Source organism: Deltaproteobacteria bacterium GWC2_55_46 (assembly GCA_001595385.3).
Classification (GTDB): domain Bacteria; phylum Desulfobacterota; class GWC2-55-46; order GWC2-55-46; family GWC2-55-46; genus UBA5799.
In genome coordinates, this window is the sequence record LVEI03000001.1 from 731955 (window position 1) to 751421 (window position 19467).

General features: G+C 56.0%; 19 protein-coding genes and 1 tRNA gene. 11 read left to right on the forward strand and 9 right to left on the reverse strand.

Translation table 11 applies throughout. From position 1 onward, the window contains the following. Nucleotides 1-23: 23 nt before the first annotated feature. The 4 genes from A2V21_303500 to A2V21_303515 are packed head-to-tail and all read right to left on the reverse strand — an operon-like array spanning nucleotide 24 to nucleotide 2956. Nucleotides 24-1367, reverse strand: a complete 1344-nt coding sequence (locus tag A2V21_303500) for a hypothetical protein (protein OIJ73410.1) — start codon at nucleotides 1365-1367, stop codon at nucleotides 24-26. Nucleotides 1368-1392: 25 nt separating this feature from the next. Next, entirely contained in the window at nucleotides 1393-1863 is a 471-nt protein-coding gene (locus A2V21_303505; GenBank protein OIJ73411.1) for a hypothetical protein, read from the reverse strand. A gap of 7 nt (nucleotides 1864-1870) precedes the next feature. Continuing rightward, the gene (locus A2V21_303510) at nucleotides 1871-2266 is read right to left on the reverse strand and encodes a ribosome silencing factor (protein ID OIJ75035.1); all 396 of its coding nucleotides are present in this window, start codon (nucleotides 2264-2266) and stop codon (nucleotides 1871-1873) included. A gap of 48 nt (nucleotides 2267-2314) precedes the next feature. Then, nucleotides 2315-2956 carry a nicotinate (nicotinamide) nucleotide adenylyltransferase gene (locus A2V21_303515; protein OIJ73412.1) on the reverse strand — a complete coding sequence of 214 codons (642 nt, stop codon included), beginning with the start codon at nucleotides 2954-2956 and terminating at the stop codon, nucleotides 2315-2317. Between the two features lie 147 nt (nucleotides 2957-3103). Here A2V21_303515 and A2V21_303520 point away from each other — a divergent pair, with 147 nt between their 5' ends. The 10 genes from A2V21_303520 to A2V21_303565 all read left to right on the forward strand — a co-directional run bounded on the left by A2V21_303520 (nucleotide 3104) and on the right by A2V21_303565 (nucleotide 12033). Continuing rightward, nucleotides 3104-4429, forward strand: coding sequence for an AAA family ATPase (locus A2V21_303520; protein ID OIJ75036.1), 1326 nt, complete (start codon nucleotides 3104-3106; stop codon nucleotides 4427-4429). Continuing rightward, complete coding sequence (locus tag A2V21_303525) at nucleotides 4426-4956, forward strand: hypothetical protein (protein ID OIJ73413.1); 531 nt, start codon at nucleotides 4426-4428, stop codon at nucleotides 4954-4956. The genes A2V21_303520 and A2V21_303525 overlap by 4 nt, the downstream gene beginning before the upstream one ends. Before the next feature lie 5 nt (nucleotides 4957-4961). Next, nucleotides 4962-5462 (forward strand): peptide deformylase, encoded by a 501-nt coding sequence (locus A2V21_303530; GenBank protein OIJ73414.1) that lies wholly within the window; start codon nucleotides 4962-4964, stop codon nucleotides 5460-5462. Nucleotides 5463-5621: 159 nt separating this feature from the next. After that, a complete protein-coding gene (locus tag A2V21_303535) occupies nucleotides 5622-6131 on the forward strand; it encodes a hypothetical protein (protein ID OIJ73415.1) in 510 nt (169 codons plus the stop codon). A 130-nt stretch (nucleotides 6132-6261) separates the two neighbouring features. Beyond that, on the forward strand, nucleotides 6262-7248 hold the full coding sequence (locus tag A2V21_303540) for a biotin synthase BioB (protein ID OIJ73416.1): 987 nt from the start codon (nucleotides 6262-6264) through the stop codon (nucleotides 7246-7248). Nucleotides 7249-7254: 6 nt separating this feature from the next. Next, nucleotides 7255-8412, forward strand: coding sequence for an 8-amino-7-oxononanoate synthase (locus tag A2V21_303545; protein ID OIJ73417.1), 1158 nt, complete (start codon nucleotides 7255-7257; stop codon nucleotides 8410-8412). Further along, complete coding sequence (locus A2V21_303550) at nucleotides 8402-9178, forward strand: hypothetical protein (protein ID OIJ73418.1); 777 nt, start codon at nucleotides 8402-8404, stop codon at nucleotides 9176-9178. The genes A2V21_303545 and A2V21_303550 overlap by 11 nt, the downstream gene beginning before the upstream one ends. An 8-nt stretch (nucleotides 9179-9186) precedes the next feature. Continuing rightward, nucleotides 9187-9975 carry a hypothetical protein gene (locus tag A2V21_303555; GenBank protein ID OIJ73419.1) on the forward strand — a complete coding sequence of 263 codons (789 nt, stop codon included), beginning with the start codon at nucleotides 9187-9189 and terminating at the stop codon, nucleotides 9973-9975. 4 nt (nucleotides 9976-9979) lie between these two features. After that, nucleotides 9980-11338, forward strand: a complete 1359-nt coding sequence (locus A2V21_303560) for an adenosylmethionine--8-amino-7-oxononanoate transaminase (protein ID OIJ73420.1) — start codon at nucleotides 9980-9982, stop codon at nucleotides 11336-11338. Further along, nucleotides 11335-12033 (forward strand): dethiobiotin synthase, encoded by a 699-nt coding sequence (locus tag A2V21_303565; protein OIJ73421.1) that lies wholly within the window; start codon nucleotides 11335-11337, stop codon nucleotides 12031-12033. The genes A2V21_303560 and A2V21_303565 overlap by 4 nt, the downstream gene beginning before the upstream one ends. Before the next feature lie 73 nt (nucleotides 12034-12106). On the opposite strand, the gene A2V21_303570 is transcribed toward A2V21_303565, so the two are convergent. From A2V21_303570 to A2V21_303580, 3 genes are all read right to left on the reverse strand, one after another. Then, nucleotides 12107-14038, reverse strand: a complete 1932-nt coding sequence (locus A2V21_303570; GenBank protein ID OIJ73422.1) for an aconitate hydratase — start codon at nucleotides 14036-14038, stop codon at nucleotides 12107-12109. A 249-nt stretch (nucleotides 14039-14287) separates the two neighbouring features. Next, nucleotides 14288-16192, reverse strand: coding sequence for a hypothetical protein (locus tag A2V21_303575; GenBank protein ID OIJ73423.1), 1905 nt, complete (start codon nucleotides 16190-16192; stop codon nucleotides 14288-14290). 14 nt (nucleotides 16193-16206) lie between these two features. Next, nucleotides 16207-16770 (reverse strand): hypothetical protein, encoded by a 564-nt coding sequence (locus A2V21_303580; protein OIJ73424.1) that lies wholly within the window; start codon nucleotides 16768-16770, stop codon nucleotides 16207-16209. Between the two features lie 325 nt (nucleotides 16771-17095). Between A2V21_303580 and A2V21_303585 the strand changes: the two genes are divergently transcribed. After that, nucleotides 17096-17476 (forward strand): hypothetical protein, encoded by a 381-nt coding sequence (locus tag A2V21_303585; GenBank protein OIJ73425.1) that lies wholly within the window; start codon nucleotides 17096-17098, stop codon nucleotides 17474-17476. Nucleotides 17477-17782: 306 nt separating this feature from the next. Here the strand turns inward: A2V21_303585 and A2V21_303590 are convergent. Both A2V21_303590 and pntB read right to left on the reverse strand, forming a co-directional pair. Then, nucleotides 17783-17857 (reverse strand) — tRNA-Cys (locus tag A2V21_303590). A 212-nt stretch (nucleotides 17858-18069) separates the two neighbouring features. Then, the gene (gene pntB, locus A2V21_303595) at nucleotides 18070-19467 is read right to left on the reverse strand and encodes an NAD(P) transhydrogenase subunit beta (GenBank protein OIJ73426.1); all 1398 of its coding nucleotides are present in this window, start codon (nucleotides 19465-19467) and stop codon (nucleotides 18070-18072) included.

Consider the following 19467-nt stretch of genomic DNA (forward strand, 5'->3'; position numbering starts at 1 on the left):
CATCGGTTCTCCGGGTATTTTTTTCAGAAGAGCTTTCTTAAGGCAGGGGCCTTGAGCTGACCTTGAATGCCCCTCATCGCGAGCGTATCCCACTGCCCGCATGAATGGCACCTCGCCGACCATGAGACGGTATCCATGCCGCACGCAGAACACTTGAAGCGGGGGCCGTACTCCCTGTCGAGGCCGAGGGCCTTGTGGAAGAGGTGGGCGGCCCTCCCGCCCTGCTTGCGCCTGAGGTACGCCTCACCAAGGAGCACCGAGTGATAGAAGCCATCCTCGCCTTCGGTCTGCAGCCTCTCAAGCTCTTCTATGGCGTTGTCGACCATCTCAAGCCTCAGGTATAGCCTCGCGAGCAGGAGCCTCAGGTTCAGTCCGTTCTGGTGCGTGAGTATCTCCCTGTTATACCTCTCAAGTATCCTTTCGGGGGCCGATTCCCTGATACAGAGGTCCTCGAGCCGGAGCATGAGCGCCTCCGGGTTCGGGAACTTTTGTATGGCCTTCTCCCAGACCTTGGCCGCGTTCGCGGTGTTCCCCTGCTTGTCGAGCACATCTCCCAGAAGGATATGGCCTGGGAGGAAGCTCTCCTCGTTCTTCAATACCTCTTTGAGCTTTATAAGGGCCTCAGCGAGCCTGCCTTCGGCCGATGACTGGCACGCAGATTCATATTGAAGCCCGGCAAGAAGCTTTTTCTCCTTCTTCCTCGACTCCTCGTTTCTCTCCGAATCTATGACGCTTCTCTGGAGCGCCGACGCCTCAGCCCATGACCCGTCCTCGATCTTCCGGTCCCTGAGCCTCCTGAGGGCGTGGAGGTTCCTGGGGTCGAGCCTTATGACGTCTTCGAGCGCCTTGGCCGCCTTCTGAAGGTCACCGGACTCAGAGGCGCACCTCGCAAGGGAGATCAATATGCCGATGGAGGAAGGGTTGGCTGCAAAGCCGTTCTCCAGTACGCTTACCGCCTCTTTGGGCCTGTCCTCCCTCATATAGGTCTCAGCGATGCTTATGATAACGCCGGTATCGTTCGGCTTTGCCCTGTGGGCCTTCTCCATAAGCTCCCTCGCGGAAGAGGTATCGCCCTTTACCTGTAGTTCCGCGCCCTTCCTGTAGTTCTCGTCCGCCTGGACAAGGAGCTTTTTCTCCTTCCTCTCCTTCATCTCTTTCCAGGCCCTTCGCGCGTCCGCGAGAATGGAGTTGAGGACCGCCAGCGCCACGCCGGAAATAAAACCGAAGAAAAGGAGGAGCGTGGACGGGAGCACGTAAGTGCGATCCCGCGTGACCACGAATGTCATCGTGCCTGGGTTCTGGGTATGGAGATAGAAGAAGACCCCGAGGATGAAGATAATAAAGACGAGAAGGACCTTGGTATACATCGAAAACCCGCGCTTTTGAATTTTGTCAGTGCGAATACGGCTCGTTGCCCAATATGGTAAAGGCCCTGTAGACCTGCTCATACAGGACCAGTCTCGCGAGGTCGTGCGGCAGGGTCATCGGCGAAAGGGAGAGCAGCTCGTCGGAAGCATCGTAGACATCATTGTGAAGGCCATACGCCCCGCCTACTATGAACACGAGCCGCTTTCTCCCTGAATTCAGGAGCCCCTGCATGAACTTCGCGAGCTGAGACGAGGTCATCTGCCTGCCTGTGTCGGAGAGTACCACGACAAAGTCGCCTGGAGAGAGCTTCGTGAGGACCCTCCGGCCTTCGCTCCGAAGGACCTCCTCCCTGGGCGTCTTGGGTGTGGCCGGCTCGTCTTTCACCTCGGCCACTTCTACAGGGGCGTACCTTTTTATCCTCTTGAGGTACTCTGAGGCCGCTTCCCCCACCCCCGCCTTTTTGACCTGCCCCACGCAGATGAAGCATATCTTCATCTAAGGCCTATGAGCCCTTTTTCTTCGGGGCCGGCTTGGCCGGCTTGGCCGCCTTTGCGGGTTTTGCGGCAGCAGCCTTCTTCGGCTTATCGGCGACCTCTGTTGCCGGGGCCTCCGCCCACAACCCCTCAAGGTCGTAGAACGTCCTGGCGTGCTCAAGGAAGATATGGACGACTACGTCGATATAATCGATGAGCGCCCACTTGCCGCCTGTGACGCCTTCCGTCCCGATGGGCCTCTCGCCCTGCTTTTTAAGCCCATCCTCTATCGAAGAGGCTATCGCCTGCACCTGTCTTTCAGACTCGGCGCTGCATACGACGAGGTAGTCGGAGACGCTGGAGAGCTTCTTTATATTCAGTATTACGATCTTCTCGGCCTTTTTGTCGAGCGCGTACTTCGCTATCTCGAGCGCCTTCTTTTTCGGTTCCAGTTTCGCCACTCCTTTGGTGCCTTATTTATAAAGCCCGTGAGACTCTATGAGCCGAGCCGCAACATCCGGCAGCAGATACCTTATCGAAAGCCCCTTTTGCACCTTGCACCTTATATCCGACGAAGAGATGTCCAGCATGGTCGTATTCAGATAAGTGATAGAATTCCCGTCGGAATTGACGTAAGAGCCGGTTTGAGAATCATACCAGAACTTGCGGGCCACTTCAACCGGCAGGGCCTCTCCCGGTTTTTTGGCCGGGTAGTGCGGCCTCTGTACCACGACGAAACTCGCAAGTTTAAGCAGCTCCTCGTATTCGCACCAGGTAGTTATCTCGTTAAACGAATCGTTGCCGATTATGAGGCTAACCTTTGCGGAAGGCCTTTGTCTCGTAAGCTCCCTGACGGTATCGATGGTAAACGACCTTCCACCCCGCCTGATCTCGATATCCGACAGCTCGAAGGCGGGGTTGCCTTCGATTGCGGCCTTGACCATCTCGAAACGCAGCTCCGGCGGCGTGAGGGCCTCTTCGGGCTTATGAGGGGTTACGCAGGCCGGGATAAAGACGACCTTGTCGAAAAGACAAGCCTCCCTGGCCTCCTCCGCTATCCTCAGGTGGCCGAAGTGTATGGGGTTGAAGGTGCCTCCAAGGACGGCTATGCGCATCAGTTTTCCATTTTCCATCCATGTGAATTGAGAGCTAATGCTATCCCAGAGGGATAATCCGTGTCAACCCTTAAGGCCGAAGCTTGAGCCCTTCCATTTCCATACCGCATATAGTAAACTTTCTGAAAGGAGTTTTATCCAATGGAAATGGAGCTTTTCAGCAGCCCTGAAAAGGGAGGATTGGACCCCTCGCCGCTTGCGGACAGGATGAGGCCCGCCAACCTTGAAGGGTTCGTCGGCCAGGAGCACCTTCTTGGAGAGGGAAAGCTCCTGGACAGGGTCATAAAGAAAGGGGACCACCCTTCCCTTATACTCTGGGGGCCGCCGGGCACGGGAAAGACCACGCTCGCCAGGATCGTCGCCGAGGCGTCGAAGGCCGAGTTCGTCGAGTTCTCCGCGGTACTCTCCGGGGTAAAGGAGATAAGGGAGGTCATAAAGATAGCGAAGGACAACCTCATGCGCGGCAGGAAGACGGTCCTGTTCGTAGACGAGATACACAGGTTCAACAAGGCACAGCAGGACGCCTTCCTCCATAGCGTTGAGGACGGCACCATAACGCTCATCGGCGCAACGACCGAGAACCCCTCCTTCGAGGTGAACGCGCCGCTCCTTTCCCGGTGCAAGGTGCTGGTGCTCGAATCTCTATCCCCTGACGGGCTTAAAAAGATAATGGCGCGCGCCATGGAAGATAAGGAACGGGGCCTTGGCTCATTGGAGGCCAGGCTCGACGATGGCGTGCTCGATTTCATCTCCGATGCTTCGGCAGGGGACGCGAGGACCGTTTTGAACGCCCTTGAGGCTTCTTACATGCTGACAGAGCCTGATAAAGATGGCGTAAGGCATGTGACCCTTGAGGCCGCGACAGAGGCGATGCAGACAAAGGCCCTCTTCTATGACAAATCAGGCGAGGAGCACTACAATGTCATCTCTGCCTTCATAAAATCGATGCGCGGGAGCGACCCTCAAGCAGCCCTTTACTGGCTCGCCAGGATGGTGGAGGCGGGGGAGGAGCCTCTCTTCATAGCCCGGCGAATGGTGATCTTCGCCTCCGAGGACGTCGGCAACGCCGACCCCAACGCGCTCCGCGTGGCCATAAACGTTAAAGATGCCGTCGATTTCATCGGCATGCCGGAGGGTTGGATCCCTCTTGCGCAAGGGGTCACGTATCTCGCGACCGCGCCAAAGTCGAACGCCTCGTATATGGCCTACATTGAGGCGGCGGACGACGTAAAAAAGCACGGCGCGCTAAGCGTCCCCCTTCATATAAGGAACGCTCCTGCGAAGCTCATGAAAGGCCTCGGCTACGGAAAGGGCTACAGGTACCCGCACAGCTACAAGGACGCGGAGGTGGAGCAGGACTACCTGCCCGATAGCCTCAAGGGACGGGAGTACTACAAGCCCAATGAACGGGGCTATGAAAAGGAAATAGCGGAGAGGATGAAACAATGGGAGTTAAAAAAGAGAAGGAAATGAAAAGGTTCGCCCTTTCGGCAATAGGGCGGGACAGGCCCGGCATCATCGCCGCCGTGACAAAGGCGCTCTACGAGCACGATTGCAATATCGAAGACTCCAGCATGACCGCCATTGAAGACGAGTTCTCGATAATCCTCATCATGTCCATGCCCGCTGAAGGCGACGCGGCGGGCCTTGAAAGGTCGCTCCGCCGGATAGAAGATGAGATGGGCCTCTCCATAAACTTTAACGAGCTTGGGGAACGCGGCGAGGAAGGGCCTCCGGGGAACTGCCTCATCACTGTCCACGGCGCTGACAAAGCCGGGATAGTCTACCTGACCGCCGACCTGCTGGCGCGCCTCGGCATAAACATCACCGACCTTGAGACAAAGGTCATCGGAATGCCGCCGGTCTACATAATGCTCATCGAGGCGTATGTGCCGGAACAGGACAGCCTGCCCGGGCTCGGACAAAGACTCAAAGAACTTGAAAAGACGCTCGGCGTGACCATCACGATAAAGCCGGTCGAAGAGGCCGAAGTCCTCTGAGTACGATGGGACCTTTTGAAATAAGGATATACCCTGACCCGGTGCTAAAAGAGCTCTCAAGCGAGGTCCGGGAAATAGACGCGGGGATATCGTCCTTCATCGACCGACTCGTCGCCACCTTGAGGTCGACCCCGGGAGTTGGGCTTGCCGCCCCGCAGGTCGGAGAGCTCCTCAGGATAATCGCCATCGACGTCACCCCGAAAAACCCCGGGCACGGACTCATCGTCCTCATCAATCCGGTAATAACCTCCTCTACCGGCATTGAAAAGGTCCGCGAAGGCTGCCTTTCAGTCCCCGACTACACGGCCAATATCCAGCGGGCCAAAGAGGTCGAGGTCAAGGGGCTTGATAGAGATGGAAAGGAGGTCGCGTACAGCTCAAGCGGTCTTGAGGCCATAGCCTTCCAGCACGAGATAGACCACCTCGACGGGATCCTCTTCCTGGACAGGATAGCGAACATGAAAAGGGACCTTTTCAGGCGTAAGATAAAAGGCACTGTGAGCTAAGTCACATAATAGATTTAATTATTTTAATAAAAGAAAGGAGTGATGAGCAGAAAAGAGCTGAACATCAACTCGCCTTGTATTCCTTCCAGTTCTCATTTCAACCTTTATCCCAGCCGCGCCTCCCTCACCTGTGTGTCCTTAAAAAGAAAGGAGCCTTAAATGAAAAGGTTCGCGCTTTTGGCCTTTGGGGCTAAAAAAAACTGCCTTCCGGCGCTCTACAGGTCGCTCATAAAAAACGGGTGCTCTACGGGAGACTCGCTTATAGCCTCTTTCGGCGAGGAGTTCGCGGCAGCCGTTGAAGTGCTCGGAAAGGACGGCCAGAGCGTATCAAAGGCGATAAAGGGCATGAAGGGCGCCGTCGCGATAAGGTCGAAGGAGCTTAAGGAGAAAAAGAGAGCGCCACTCAGCAACCTGCTTATAACCCTTCACGGCCCAAACAGGGAAGAAACCCTGTATGAGCTTTTTATGCTTCTTGAGCGCTCAAATGTAGCGGTGAACGGGATGGAGGCCAAGACCGTCGCGGAAGGCACCCTTTTCGCCGCAGCCCTGGAGGCCTGGTGCCCGACAAGGACCGTTCAGAGGAAGATCAAAAGCGATATATCCGCCCTCGCCAGGTCCTTAGGCCTCAAGGCGAGCGTAAGCCCGACAGAGCCTGTTGACATCTTTTGAATGTGGCTGAAAAAAATAGCGCCAGGTTCGATTGCCTTTCCATTGTCAACCACATAGATGTTTGAGTTGACAATTATCATTCTCCTATGCTATTCAATTTAAGGTAAATACCTTAACCCATGGAAAAAACATGAAAAAAATACTGGATATCGCGCTTGAGAAAGGGCTCGGGAAAACAGGCCTTTCAACAGACGAGGCCCTTGAGTTTACGAAACTGCCGGCATCGTCAATATACGGGATATTAGCGGTCACTGAAAAGGTACGCACAAGCCATAAAGGGGTCGAGGTCAGCCTCTGCTCCATCGTGAACGCCAAGAGCGGGCTCTGCAAGGAGGACTGCTCCTTTTGCGCCCAGTCTGTGAAGTACTCGACAGGCTCGCCCGAGTACCCAATGGCAGAGGCCTCAAGGCTTGTTAGCGCGGCCAGGGAGGCCGCATCAAACGGGGCGCGCGAGTTCTCGATAGTAGCGAGCGGTACAAGGATTGAAAAAGACAGGGATATATCCATACTCACCGATGCGATAAGGGAGATGCGCCACGAGCTTCCTCTTGAAAGCTGCGCCTCATTGGGGATACTGACTAAAGAGACGCTAAAAAAACTCAAGGAGAGCGGCCTTGAGAGCTATCACCACAACCTTGAGACCGGCAGGAGCTTCTTCCCCAACGTATGCACGACCCACGATTACGAAGATGATGTGGAGGTGGTGAGGACGGCCAAGGAGCTTGGGTTCCATGTCTGCTCAGGCGGCATATTCGGCCTCGGCGAGGGCTGGGAGGTACGCGTAGAGCTCCTTTCCACCCTGAGGGAGCTTGAGGTCGATTCCATCCCGATAAACTTCTTGAACCCCAGGCCCGGCACCCCTCTTGAGGGCGCGGGTTTTCTCACGCCCGTAGAATGCCTCAGGATAATAGCCCTGGCCCGGCTCATGCTCCCTGAAAGGGACTTGATCGTCTGCGGTGGCAGGCAGGTGAACCTGCGCGACCTTCAGCCGCTCATATTCGCGGCAGGCGCTAACGGCATGCTGATAGGCAACTACCTTACCACGCCTGGAAGGGCCCCTGAAGACGACCTCAGGATGCTGGCCGACCTCGGCCTCAAGCCCAAGGGCCATCACTAATCACCTATGAAAAACGGAATACTCGAAGAGCTCGATAGGCTTTCGGCGCTGGGGCTCAAACGCGCCCTAACCAAGGTCGAAGGCCCCCAGGGACCCAGGGTAAGGGTAGATGGCCGCGAGGTCCTGCTCATGTGCTCAAACGACTATCTCGGGCTCGCAGATCACCCGCTCGTAAAAGAAGCCGCGATAAAGGCGACCGAAAGGTGGGGCGCTGGCGCGGGTGCCTCACGCCTGGTCTCAGGCTCGATGGAGCCGCATATGATGCTCGAAGAGAGGATACGGCGGTTCAAGGGGGCTCAGGCCGCGCTCCTTTTTAACTCCGGCTATAGCGCCAACCTCGGCGCCATCAGCGCCCTTGCGGACAGGACTACCGAGATCTTCTCTGACAGGCTCAACCACGCCTCTATCGTAGACGCCTGCGTATTGAGCAGGGCCAGGGTAAGAAGGTACCCCAACAGGGACGTCGATTCGCTCGACAGGCTCCTCAAAGCTTCCAGGGCCAAAAAAAAGCTCATAGTGACCGACAGCGTCTTCAGCATGGACGGCACTATCGCTCCTTTAAAAGAGATAATATCCCTCCTTGATAAATATAACGCCATGCTGCTTGTGGACGACGCCCACGCCACGGGCGTACTGGGAAGCAATGGCAGGGGCAGCCTCGAAGACCTGCAATCAAGCAACCAGTCGATAATACAGATGGGCACGCTGGGAAAGGCCCTGGGCTCTTTCGGGGCCTTCATAGCGGGGAGCAAGGATATAATAGAGTTCCTGATAACGAAATCGCGCCCCTTCATATACACCACGGCGTTGCCGCCTTCGGTATGCGCGGCGGCGGCAAAGGCGATCGATATAATAGAAGAGGGACCTGAGATAATAGAGCGGCTCTGGAGGAATACCCGCAGGCTTAAAAAGGGGCTTAATGACGCTGGCCTTGACACGATGGGGAGCGCTACACCCATAATACCCGTCAAGGTCGGCGACGCCAAAAAGACGATGGAGGCCTCAGGGAGGCTCCTTGAAAAGGGCGTATTCATACAGGGGATAAGGCCGCCAACAGTGCCAGAGGGCGCTTCACGCCTGAGGGCGACCGTCTCGGCGGCACATACCGATAGAGATATCGACCTGGCAGTCTCGGCTATCACAGAGGCCTTCGATGAGTGCTGACAGGCTGATATTCGTTCACGGCTGGGCGACAGACAGCCATGTATGGCAGGACGTTGCAAGGGAGTTCAGCTCCGTCCTTGTAGACCTTCCGGGCCATGGCGGCAAAAGGGGCTGGGACGAGGCTACTCTTGCGCCAGCGGCCGGGGAGGTATCAGAGCGTATGAAAGGCCTTGAGGGGGAGGCTATAGGCGTTGGCTGGTCCCTTGGGTCGCAAGCTCTAATGACAGCGGCCCTGAAGCAGAGGTTCAGGGCCCTCATACTCGTCGGCTCTACCCCATGCTTCGTCGAGAAAGACGACTTCCATTGGGGGCAGTCAAAGGCGCTGGTCAAGAGGATGATACTGGACATGAAAAAGGACCCGGCATCGACCGTAGACAGGTTCTACGCCCTCAACTTTACCGCGGAAGAGGCCGGCAGCCCTGAGGCCCGCGCCTTTATCGAGAGGTACAGATACCCCGGCCCGATATCATGCGAGGGCGATATTCCTGGCTGCTTCCCGACTTTCAAGTATGACGAGGTCACACGGGCGCTTGAAGCCCTGTATTTGACAGACCTGAGAAAAGAGATAACCGCGATAGATATACCCGTCCTCCTGGTCCACGGCAACAATGATGCCGTCTGCCCGGTTGGCGCGGCAGAGTACATGGCCCACAGGATAAAGGGGGCCAGGCTTGAGGTATTCGAGGGCGCGGGCCACGCCCCTTTCATCACGGAGCGCGAGAGGTTTATCACGGTCCTTAAAAGGTTTCTCGGTTCTATCGGGTAACGATTAAAATGCTAAAGACATCTATCGATAAAGGGATGATAAAAAGGTCTTTTTCGCGGGCCGCCTCTACCTATGACGAGTTCTCCTCTTTTCAGAAGGAGACCGCTGAAGAGGTCTCAAGGAGGCTTGCGTCCCTGGTAGAAAACGGAGAAGCACCCTCTGTCCTCGACATCGGCTGCGGCACAGGAAGGCTCATGGGGCTTATAAACGCTTCAATCCCCGGGGCACGGGTCTTTGCCTGTGACATCGCCTTCCCCATGCTCCTGAAGACGCGTGAAAACAACGGGCCCTCGTGCTCAGGCCTTGTAGCCTCGGAGTGCGAATCGCTCCCTTTCATCGATTCATCGTTCGATATAGCCGCCTCAAGCCTGACCTTCCAGTGGGCTGAGCTTTCAGCAGCCTTCTCCGAGGCCGCGCGTGTGCTTGAAAAAAGCGGCCTCTTTATCTTCTCCACACTAGGCCCAGAAACGTTAAAGGAAATAAGGGAGTGCTATCCCGGCTATCATGGGCTTGAGTTCAACAATTGTGATGAGATAGAAAACGGGCTTAAGGCCGCCGGCCTTGACCCCCTTTTTATTGAGAAGCGCATAGTAAGAAAGAGATACGCAAACCTCATGGAGCTTCTGAGGACCCTTAAATACATAGGCGCATCCCCTCCGCTCGAATGCGGCAAGGGGCTTTCGCCTGGAAGGGCGCTTAAAGAGGCCGGGAGGTCATACGCCAGGATGTTCGCTAGCGCCGACGGAGGCGTATACGCGACTTACGAACTTATGATAGCCGCCGCGAGGAAGCCTTAACCATATGAAAAAGAAGACATCACGCCTTATAGCCCTTGACCGGAAATACGTCTGGCACCCGTTCACCCAGATGAAAGAGTGGACTGCGACCGACCCGCTCATAATCGAACGGGCGCAGGGCAACTACCTCATAGATACTGAGGGCAGGCGCTACCTCGACGGGGTCTCGTCGCTCTGGGTCAACGTCCACGGCCACAGGAAAAAGGAGATCGACAGGGCGATAAAAGAGCAGCTTGGGCGCATCTCCCATTCAACGCTCCTGGGCCTCGGCAACACCCCTTCGATAGAGCTGGCCGAAAGGCTTGTAAATATCGCCCCCAGGGGGCTTACAAAGGTATTTTTCTCTGATAACGGCTCTACCGCCGTGGAGATAGCCCTCAAGATGGCCTTCCAGTACTGGGAACAGTCCGGGAAGGCGGATAAGAAAAAGTTCATCGCCTTTACCGGCGCGTACCACGGGGACACCTTCGGCTCCATGAGCGTCGGGGAAATAGATATCTTCGTAAAGAAGTACCGGCCACTCCTTTTCAGCGCCTTCCGCGCCCCGTACCCCTATTGCTACAGGTGCCCTCTCAAGAAAAACTACCCTGACTGCAAGACAGGTTGCCTCGATGTCTTTGAAGAGACCTTGAAGAGGCATCACGAGGAAATAGCCGCCTGCGTTATAGAGCCCCTCCTGCAGGGCGCGGCTGGCATGGTCACCTCCCCTCCAGGGTTTCTGAAAGAGGTAAGACGGCTCACAAGAAAGTACGGGGTGCTCCTCATAGCCGACGAGGTGGCAACAGGCTTCGGCAGGACCGGCGCCATGTTCGCCTGCGACATTGAGATGGTCAGCCCGGATTTCCTCTGCCTTGCCAAAGGGATAACAGGCGGCTACATGCCTCTGGCGGCCACCTTGACGACTGAGAAGGTCTATAAGGCATTTCTCGGAAGATATGAAGATTACAGGAGTTTTTTCCACGGCCATACCTACACGGGAAACCCGCTCGGTTGCGCGGCTGCCCTTGCCAACCTCGATATCTTCGAGAAGGAGAAGGTGCTATATGCGCTTTTACCAAAGATAGACCTCTTCAAAAAAATGCTTCAGGGTTTTAACGGGCTTAAGCACGCAGGCGACATAAGGCAGACAGGCCTTGTCGCCGGGGTCGAGCTGGTAAAGGACAGGCTTACAAAAGAGCCATACCCGGCGAAGAAGAGGGTTGGCTACAGGGCATGCCTCAACATGAGGAAGTATGGAGTAATCCTTCGCCCGCTTGGGGACGTCATAGTCATCATGCCTCCCCTCAGCATAAAGACCTCAGAGCTTAAAAAAATAATGGCAGCGGCCTATAGGGGAATAAAGGAGACGACCGAAGGACTGTGAAGCGGGGCTTTTTCATAACCGGGACAGACACAGGGGTCGGAAAGACCGAGGCGGCATGCCTGCTTGCGAGGTCTTTCAGGGGCGCCGGGTTGCGTGTCGGGGTCATGAAGCCTGTAGAGACCGGGTGCCCTGAAAGTGACGGGAAGCTCGTGCCAGTCGACGCGCTTAAGCTCCAGGAGGCCGCTGGCTCAGAGGCCAGGCTTGAGATAATTAACCCATACAGGCTCCCGCTACCCTTATCGCCTCAGACAGCATCAGAGCATTTCGATATAACCATCGAATTTGAAAAGATTAAATCCTGTTACGAAGAGCTATCGATAGATAGTGATATCATGTTGATAGAAGGCGCCGGAGGCCTCCTTGTGCCTGTCTCCGAAGGCAGGAGCATGGCTGACCTCGCCCTCTCGCTTGGCCTGCCCGTCATCGTAGTTGCGGCAAACAGGCTTGGCGCGATAAACCACACCCTCCTTACCGTCAGATGCGCCATCTCAATGGGGCTTAACGTTGCCGGCGTCATACTAAACAACGCCACACCGGAAGACAACGACATAAGCCGTGGATATAACCGGGCCGATATCGCACGCCTCTGTCAAGCCCCCCTCTTATTCGAGATCCCTTTCAGCGACAGAAAAAAAGAGGCCCCCTTCCTTCTGGAAGAGGGCCTCTTGTCTGACCTTTTAAGCAGAGCTACTTAATTAGCGCATCAAGACAAAGCAGACCAAGGCGAACAGAAGAGCAACGCAGGCATGCCTCAGTCTCGTGGCTGCGTTACTTGGCCGCGGTCGTGTAGTTAAGCGTGCCTCCGGCAAGTATCGTCTCTACCTGCCTGGGCGAGTACCCGTGCTTGAGCTTAACATCCGTACCCTTTGACACGTTCCTCATTATGACCGTATCACCGGAGGTAAGCCCCTGCCTCAAGCCAGGCATCTCAAGCTCGTCCCCGTCCTCGATAGAATCGTAGTCAGCCGGGGTGGCGAAGGTAAGCGGCAGTATGCCGAAGTTCACCAGGTTGTCCTTGTGGATCCTCGCGAAGCTCTTCGCGACTATCGCCTTAATGCCAAGGTACATCGGGCAGAGCGCCGCGTGTTCGCGGGACGAGCCCTGGCCGTAGTTCTCTCCGCCGACCACGAACCCGCCGCCAGCGGCCTTCGCCTTCTCATGGAACTGTGCGTCTATCTGCGAAAAGACGCTCTCGGAGTACTTTGGCACGTTAGAGCGGTACTTGAGCCACGTGCCCGCGGGCGTGATATGGTCTGTGGTGATGTTGTCCCCGAGCTTTATGAGGACCTTGCCTTTAAGAACATCGGGAAGGGGCGACTGCTTGGGGAGCTCTTTTATGTTCGGTCCGCGCGAGATATTGACCTTTGAAGGGTCCTTCGCTGGCGCGACTACCATAGAGTCGTCGATAAGGAACTTTGCAGGCATCTTGACCTTGGGGAACTTGCCGAGCTTCCTCGGGTCGGTTATGACGCCGTAGATGGCGGCGGCCACGGCGACCTCGGGGCTGCAGAGGTAGACCTTGCCGTCCTTGGTCCCCGACCTTCCCTCGAAGTTCCTGTTGAAGGTACGAAGAGAGACGCCGCCGGACGGGGGCGACTGGCCGTTTCCGATGCAGGGGCCGCAAGTGGCCTCGAGGATCCTCGCGCCTGACTCGATCAGATGCGAAAGCCCCTTGTTCAGCGCCATCATGTCGAGCACCTGCTTGGAGCCAGGGGAGATGGTCATGCTCACGTCAGGGTGCACCTTGAAGCCGCCCTTGTGGAAGACCTCGGAAACGAGCATCAGGTCCCTGTATGAAGAGTTGGTGCAGCTTCCCACGCATACCTGGTCGACCTTGAGCCCTTCTATCTCGGAGACCTTGCAGACCTGGTCGGGCATGTGGGGCTTCGCTATCATAGGCTCGAGCTTCGAGAGGTTTATCTCGATAGTCTCGTCGTATTTTGCATCCTCGTCGGCCTTAAGCTCTATCCAGTCAGATTCCCTGCCCTGCGCCTCGAGGAACGCCTTTGTCACATCGTCAGAGGGGAATACCGAGGTGGTCGCGCCTAGCTCGGCGCCCATGTTGGTGATGGTAGCCCTCTCAGGCACGGTGAGGCTTGCGACACCCTCGCCGCCGTACTCGATGACCTTGCCTACACCACCCTTAACCGTCATCTTTCTCAGCAGCTCGAGGATGACGTCCTTGGCAGAGACCCAGGGCTTCAATTTGCCCTTGAGGTTCACGAGCACTACCTTGGGGTATACGAGGTTAAAGGGGCCGCCGCCGAGAGCCACCGCCACGTCGAGGCCGCCCGCGCCTATGGCCAGCATGCCTATGCCGCCGCCGGTCGGTGTGTGGCTGTCGGAGCCGAGCATGGTCTTGCCGGGCTTCCCGAACCTCTCGAGATGGACCTGGTGGCATATGCCGTTGCCGGGCTTCGAGAAGTATATGCCGTACTTCGAGGCGAGTGTCTGGAGGAACCTGTGGTCGTCGGCGTTCTCAAAGCCGCCGTACTGCAGGGTGTTGTGGTCGACATAGCTCACCGAGATCTCTGTTTTGACCCTTGGCACGCCCATCGCCTCAAACTGCAGGTACGCCATCGTACCTGTGGCGTCCTGAGTAATGGTCTGGTCTATCCTGATGTTTACTTCTTTCCCCTGTACAGGCTCGCCTGATACAAGATGGCTGTCGATCAGCTTATGCGCAACGCTCTTGCCCACGATAGCTACTCCTCCTTTTCGGATATTGGAGATTCTTTATTATTTTAACTTTAAAAAGCGCTTTTTTCCACAAAAACGGACACTTACGCTTTTCTAAATTTTAGAGCACACAAGGATACACAAACATCCCTGAAAAGTCAATCCAAAACCGGCTGGCTCTCAGGCAAAAGCAGGTTTCCCTGAGTTTTCCCGAAAAAAAGCCAAAAAAAAGCCCCCCTCTTTTTGAGGGGGGCTTAAAGCGCGAGCGCCTTATCTTACCAGGGCGAGCTTTCTTTTCAATTTCCCCTGTCTCTTTTTTTCATCCACGGCAGGGGGTTCGTCCTCTGTGGACGCCTCCTGCCCACCGCCCTGTTCAAGCTTGAACATGGATATCATATCCTTGAGCCTGGCTGAGAGCTTCGCGAGGTCGACCGCTGCCTCGGCTATGTGGTTCACGTCATCAGCCCTGCCATTCGCCACCTCAGCGACAGCCTCTATGTCACGGCTTATCTGGGTCGCGGCGGTCGACTGCTGCTCGGATGCGGTAGCTATCTGCTGGACCATTACCGAGACCTGCTCGACCTGGCTCAATATCTCGTCAAGGGCTATCCCGGCTTCCCTGGCGTACCCGGAAGCCTCCTCGACGGCCTTGACCTCCTTGTCGGTGCTGTCTATCGCCAGCCTGGTATCCACCTGGATGGCCTTTATCATCACGCTTATTTCCTTGGTGGCAAGCGTTGTCCTCTCGGCAAGCTTTTTCACCTCGTCGGCCACGACCGCGAAACCCCTGCCCTGCTCGCCGGCCCTGGCGGCCTCGATGGCCGCGTTAAGCGCAAGGAGGTTGGTCTGGTCGGCGATGTCGTTGATGACTCCTACGATATTTCCTATCTCCGCGGAACGGCTGCCGAGTTTTGATATCGTATCGCACGACTCGTTCACTATCGGCACGATGGAGTTCATGCCGTGTATCGAGTGGGCTACGATGTCTGCGCCCATCCTGGCGGCATTGCTGGCCTTCATGGCCGCCTCGGCGGCCCCGTGCGTATTGCCGGCGACCTCGTTAATAGTGGCGCTCAGTTCCTCGGAAGCTGTCGCGACCTGGGCCGTCTTCCCCCTCTGCGCGTCGGTGCCAGTCACTATCTGGCCGGATGAAGCGGAAAGCTCCTCCGAAGTGATGGCGATCTTCACCGTCGCGTCCTGTATCTCGCGGATCATCCCGTTGAACCTGTCGAGGAAAGAATTGAAGCCCTTGGAGAGCTTGCCCATCTCGTCATCCCTTGTCACAGGCAGCTTCGTCGAGAAGTCCCCTTCAGACATCCTGTCGAACCCGGCAAGAAGTTCTTTTATGCCCCTTATGACAAAAACACTCATGAAAAGGGATAGTATGCCCAATATTATGATGAGTCTCACGACCCCGACCCCGGCGGTCTTGAGGTTGTTGACCGTTATCTCCTTCTTGATATCGGCGATGGAGAACTCCATGCTTACGGCGCCGAGCACGTCCCCCTCTTTGGCGAGCTTGTGGCACCCGCTCGCCGACGAGCAGCTCTTCTGCGCCACGTAAGGTATCAGCACCCTGGCCTTGTCGCCATCGAAGCGGTATACGGGCTTGGCGGTATCAAGGACCTCCCTGTCGAACTCGTCCTTGGGGAGCTCCCTCGGGTCGGTCACAGGGGCGATCTTGCCCTTCTCGATCTTCTCTTCCGCGTCCTTGATAGAGCCCTGGATGTCATTTATTTCTTCCTTGATATCGCTCCTCTCGGAGGGGTCCTTTTCGGCCTTCAACTCCTTCTCGAGGCGCGCGATATCTTCCTTAAAACCCTCTATCGCCTCGAGCTCCCTGGGGATCACCTCTTCTTCCATGACCCTCCTGAAGCCTTCGTTGACCTTCGGTCCCCGTATTATCCTCACGTTCTCGACGCCGTTTATCTCTTTTGACATGGCGTCAAGCATCGAGAAGCGGATATCCATCTGGTCTTCGCGCATGAGGGTATTGAGGGCGGTCCTCACGTTCTCCGCGAAGACAAACGTCCATTTCTTGATGTCCTTGTACATTATGTCCTTCTCTTTTTGCGTGTTGAACCATACATCAAAAAGAGTCAGGACTACGAGGACGGCGCCGATCGAGATCATGAACTTGGCGCCAAGGTTTAAATCCTTCAGCTTCTTCTTCATCGTTCTCCCCCGGATCAATGATTGCCTTCGAGCGGATAGAGCTTATGGAAGGCGCGGGAATTGTCTATCGCCTCCTTGACGTCGAAACCCTCGTCCCTGAACGGGTTGTCCTTGTTTTTGTGGCAGGAGTAGCAGACCTGAGGGTCTACAGACCCGAAGAGCTGCCCGGCGGCCTTGACCTCTGCCCTTGTGAACTTGGTGGTCTTCTCCTTGTGGATCTGCCTGTAATCGCTTCCAGGACCGTGGCACATCTCGCAGCCGACCCCGGCGAGCTTCGCAGTGGAAGAGAGGTCCGTGAAGCCGCCATCATCCTTGTAGCCGGTAGTATGGCACTTTACGCACTTGGGGTCGCTCGAATAGTCCTTGTCCGGGTCCAGGCCGGCCTTCTTCTTCTTGGCGTCTTTCTTCCCTGGGCTCAACAGATCGAAGGCCTTGGCGTGAGAGCTCCTCTCCCAGTCGGATATCTCCGACTTGTGGCACTTACAGCCGTCAACGCCTACATACTTCGGAGCGGCCCAGGCGCTCCCGGCGAGTACCGTGACAAATGCCGCTGATATGAACAGTTTCATGAAGCTCATCTTACGCCGTGCTCCTTTCAGTTTGTTATCCTGTCGTTATCCACCGAAGTGGTAGTCAAACGCTATCGCCAGCGGCATAGCCGCTGTGCCTAATGGGCAAACTGTCGTTTCTCAGGAAAAGGTAAGATCGCCGCCAGCCATATTCTCATGCATGGCTCCCCCGAAATGTTGCTTTAACCTAATATCGTCCGGCCCCCGGAAAAACTTTACTGAAATCGCCCTCACTTTCCCGTATGCGTTGATTTGACAAATGAATTTCACATGTTTAAATCAAAATATATGGCAATTGAAGCCCGCTTTTCCCTTCAGCGGACAAGGAGTTCCCATGGATTACACCAGGTTCATCGACGAGGTTAAAAAATACGGTTTCATAGGTTCCGAGGAAAGGGCCGATTCCATCGTGAAGGCCGCCCTCGGCATACTCGCAAGCTCCATGAGCGAGGAGCAGGCCCGAAAACTTGCCGCGCGGTTGCCGGAGCCGCTTACATTCGAGAGGCTCAGGGGGCACCAGGCAAGGCCGGTCGACATCACCATAGAAGAGTTCTTCTCGGAGATAGGCGCCCAGTTCAGGATCAGCCCGGATGAGGCCAGGACCGTGATAGACGAGGTCTTCCGCCTGGCAAAAGAAGCTATTGGAGAGGACGCGGCTTCCGAGCTCGAGTATGAGATGCCGCCGGATGTGGCAGAAGAGTTCGAAGCGGCCTGAAGGCGCGTCTCCGGAAATACTTAGGACGTAAACCGGTTGACGGAAAAACTCTGCCTGGTGAGAAGAAGACGGCTGAAGGTAGACTACCGGCCTGTCTTCATAACGCGGGTGACCCTTGAACTATTAAGAAAGCTCTGATCAATTCGCAATTGTACGTCATTGTGAGCGAAGCGAAGAATCTCGTCTGTAGACAAATCAAAAGATTCTTCGGTCGCTTACGCTCCCTCAGAATGACAGAAACAGAATTAATCAGAGATTCCTTAAAATAAAAAAGCCCCGCGCCGCGGGGCTTTTTTATGAAAGAATTGGAGGCGGCGAGCGGATTCGAACCGCTGGATGGCAGTTTTGCAGACTGCTCCCTTGCCACTTGGGTACGCCGCCCTGAGTCCATATTTAATCAACAGGCCTTTATATTGTCAACACAAAAGAACGGATATAACAGGAGCAAACAAACTCTCCTCATGGTCTCTTGAAGAAGTATGAGACCATGAGGGCAGAGATGCCATATAAATCGCAGCCACTCCATTTTATTTTGAAAGAAGAAAGGACTTTTGCGGTTTGATTTTACGGGTGATTTTTTATTTGAATCCCCGTTATCCCTTCAATGCCTTGAGCACCGCGTCAACCGTTGACTTGGCGTCGCCGAAGAGCATACGGTTGTTTTCCTTGTAGAAGAGCGGGTTGTCTACACCCGCATAGCCTGAGGCCATGCTGCGCTTGAGCACGATGGAGGTCTTGGCCTTCCATACCTCAAGCACCGGCATTCCCGCGATAGGGCTGCCGGGGTCTTCCTGGGCCGCGGGATTTACGATATCGTTGGCGCCGATCACCACTACCACGTCCGTATCCGGAAAATCGTGGTTGATCTCTTCCATCTCCATGACGATGTCATAAGGCACCTTGGCCTCGGCAAGGAGCACGTTCATGTGGCCTGGCATGCGTCCCGCCACCGGATGGATGGCGAAACGGACCTTGACGTCCTTGTCGCGCAGAAGCTTGGCAATGTCAGAGACCGCGTGCTGCGCCTGCGCCACCGCCATGCCGTAGCCCGGGACGATGACCACCTCCTGGGAATTACGCAGGAGTTCTGCGGTCTCTTCCGCGGAGACGGATACCACCTCGCCGCCGGTCGTCGCCGCGCTCGAAGCCGTTGACGTGCCTGTGCCGAAGCCACCGGCGATGACACTCAGGAACTTCCGGTTCATGGCGCGGCACATGATGTAGCTCAGGATCGCGCCGCTGCTGCCCACCAGCGCTCCTGTAACAATAAGAAGGTCGTTGGAGAGCATAAAGCCGGTTGCTGCCGCCGCCCAGCCCGAATAGCTGTTGAGCATGGACACCACCACCGGCATGTCCGCGCCGCCGATGGCCATGACCATGTGGATGCCGAAGAACAGTGCGATGACGGTCATGACAATCAGCGGGAAAAGCCCCGCGGCGCTGTCTTCAGCGCGCACAAACGATACGGCGAAGAAGATCACGATGACGAGCGCGATGAGGTTGAGCCAGTGCCGGGCCGGAAGCAAAAGGGGCTTGCCGCCGATCTTTCCGCTCAATTTGCCAAAGGCTATTATGGAGCCGGAAAATGTTACCGCGCCGATAAGCACGCCCAGATAGGTCTCCACATCGTGGACGGATTTTTCAGCGCCGGCTAAATGGATGTTAGGGTCGATGTAGTTTGCGTAGCCGACAAGCACCGCTGCGAGGCCCACAAAGCTGTGGAGCATGGCCACCAGTTCCGGCATCTCGGTCATCTTGACCTTTGCCGCCAGCAACGCGCCGATTATTCCGCCGGCGAGCATGGCGATGCCCAGCACACCGAATGAACCGGTGACCTTGCCGATGATCGTGGCAATTATAGCGATGGCCATGCCGATTATGCCGAACATGTTGCCGCGGCGCGCTGTTTCGGGATTGCTCAGCCCGCCGAGGCTCAGGATGAAGAGGATGGTCCCTCCGATGTACGCTATGGTCACTAATCCTTCAGGCAT

Bases quoted from the DNA above. Each gene is read 5' to 3' on its own strand.
- A2V21_303500 (OIJ73410.1), bottom strand. From the start codon at position 1,367: ATGTATACCAAGGTCCTTCTCGTCTTTATTATCTTCATCCTCGGGGTC.
- A2V21_303505 (OIJ73411.1), bottom strand. From the start codon at position 1,863: ATGAAGATATGCTTCATCTGCGTGGGGCAGGTCAAAAAGGCGGGGGTG.
- A2V21_303515 (OIJ73412.1), bottom strand. From the start codon at position 2,956: ATGCGCATAGCCGTCCTTGGAGGCACCTTCAACCCCATACACTTCGGC.
- A2V21_303520 (OIJ75036.1), top strand. From the start codon at position 3,104: ATGGAGCTTTTCAGCAGCCCTGAAAAGGGAGGATTGGACCCCTCGCCG.
- A2V21_303525 (OIJ73413.1), top strand. From the start codon at position 4,426: ATGAAAAGGTTCGCCCTTTCGGCAATAGGGCGGGACAGGCCCGGCATC.
- A2V21_303530 (OIJ73414.1), top strand. From the start codon at position 4,962: ATGGGACCTTTTGAAATAAGGATATACCCTGACCCGGTGCTAAAAGAG.
- A2V21_303535 (OIJ73415.1), top strand. From the start codon at position 5,622: ATGAAAAGGTTCGCGCTTTTGGCCTTTGGGGCTAAAAAAAACTGCCTT.
- A2V21_303540 (OIJ73416.1), top strand. From the start codon at position 6,262: ATGAAAAAAATACTGGATATCGCGCTTGAGAAAGGGCTCGGGAAAACA.
- A2V21_303545 (OIJ73417.1), top strand. From the start codon at position 7,255: ATGAAAAACGGAATACTCGAAGAGCTCGATAGGCTTTCGGCGCTGGGG.
- A2V21_303550 (OIJ73418.1), top strand. From the start codon at position 8,402: ATGAGTGCTGACAGGCTGATATTCGTTCACGGCTGGGCGACAGACAGC.
- A2V21_303555 (OIJ73419.1), top strand. From the start codon at position 9,187: ATGCTAAAGACATCTATCGATAAAGGGATGATAAAAAGGTCTTTTTCG.
- A2V21_303560 (OIJ73420.1), top strand. From the start codon at position 9,980: ATGAAAAAGAAGACATCACGCCTTATAGCCCTTGACCGGAAATACGTC.
- A2V21_303575 (OIJ73423.1), bottom strand. From the start codon at position 16,192: ATGAAGAAGAAGCTGAAGGATTTAAACCTTGGCGCCAAGTTCATGATC.
- A2V21_303580 (OIJ73424.1), bottom strand. From the start codon at position 16,770: ATGAGCTTCATGAAACTGTTCATATCAGCGGCATTTGTCACGGTACTC.
- A2V21_303585 (OIJ73425.1), top strand. From the start codon at position 17,096: ATGGATTACACCAGGTTCATCGACGAGGTTAAAAAATACGGTTTCATA.
- pntB (OIJ73426.1), bottom strand. From the start codon at position 19,467: ATGCCTGAAGGATTAGTGACCATAGCGTACATCGGAGGGACCATCCTC.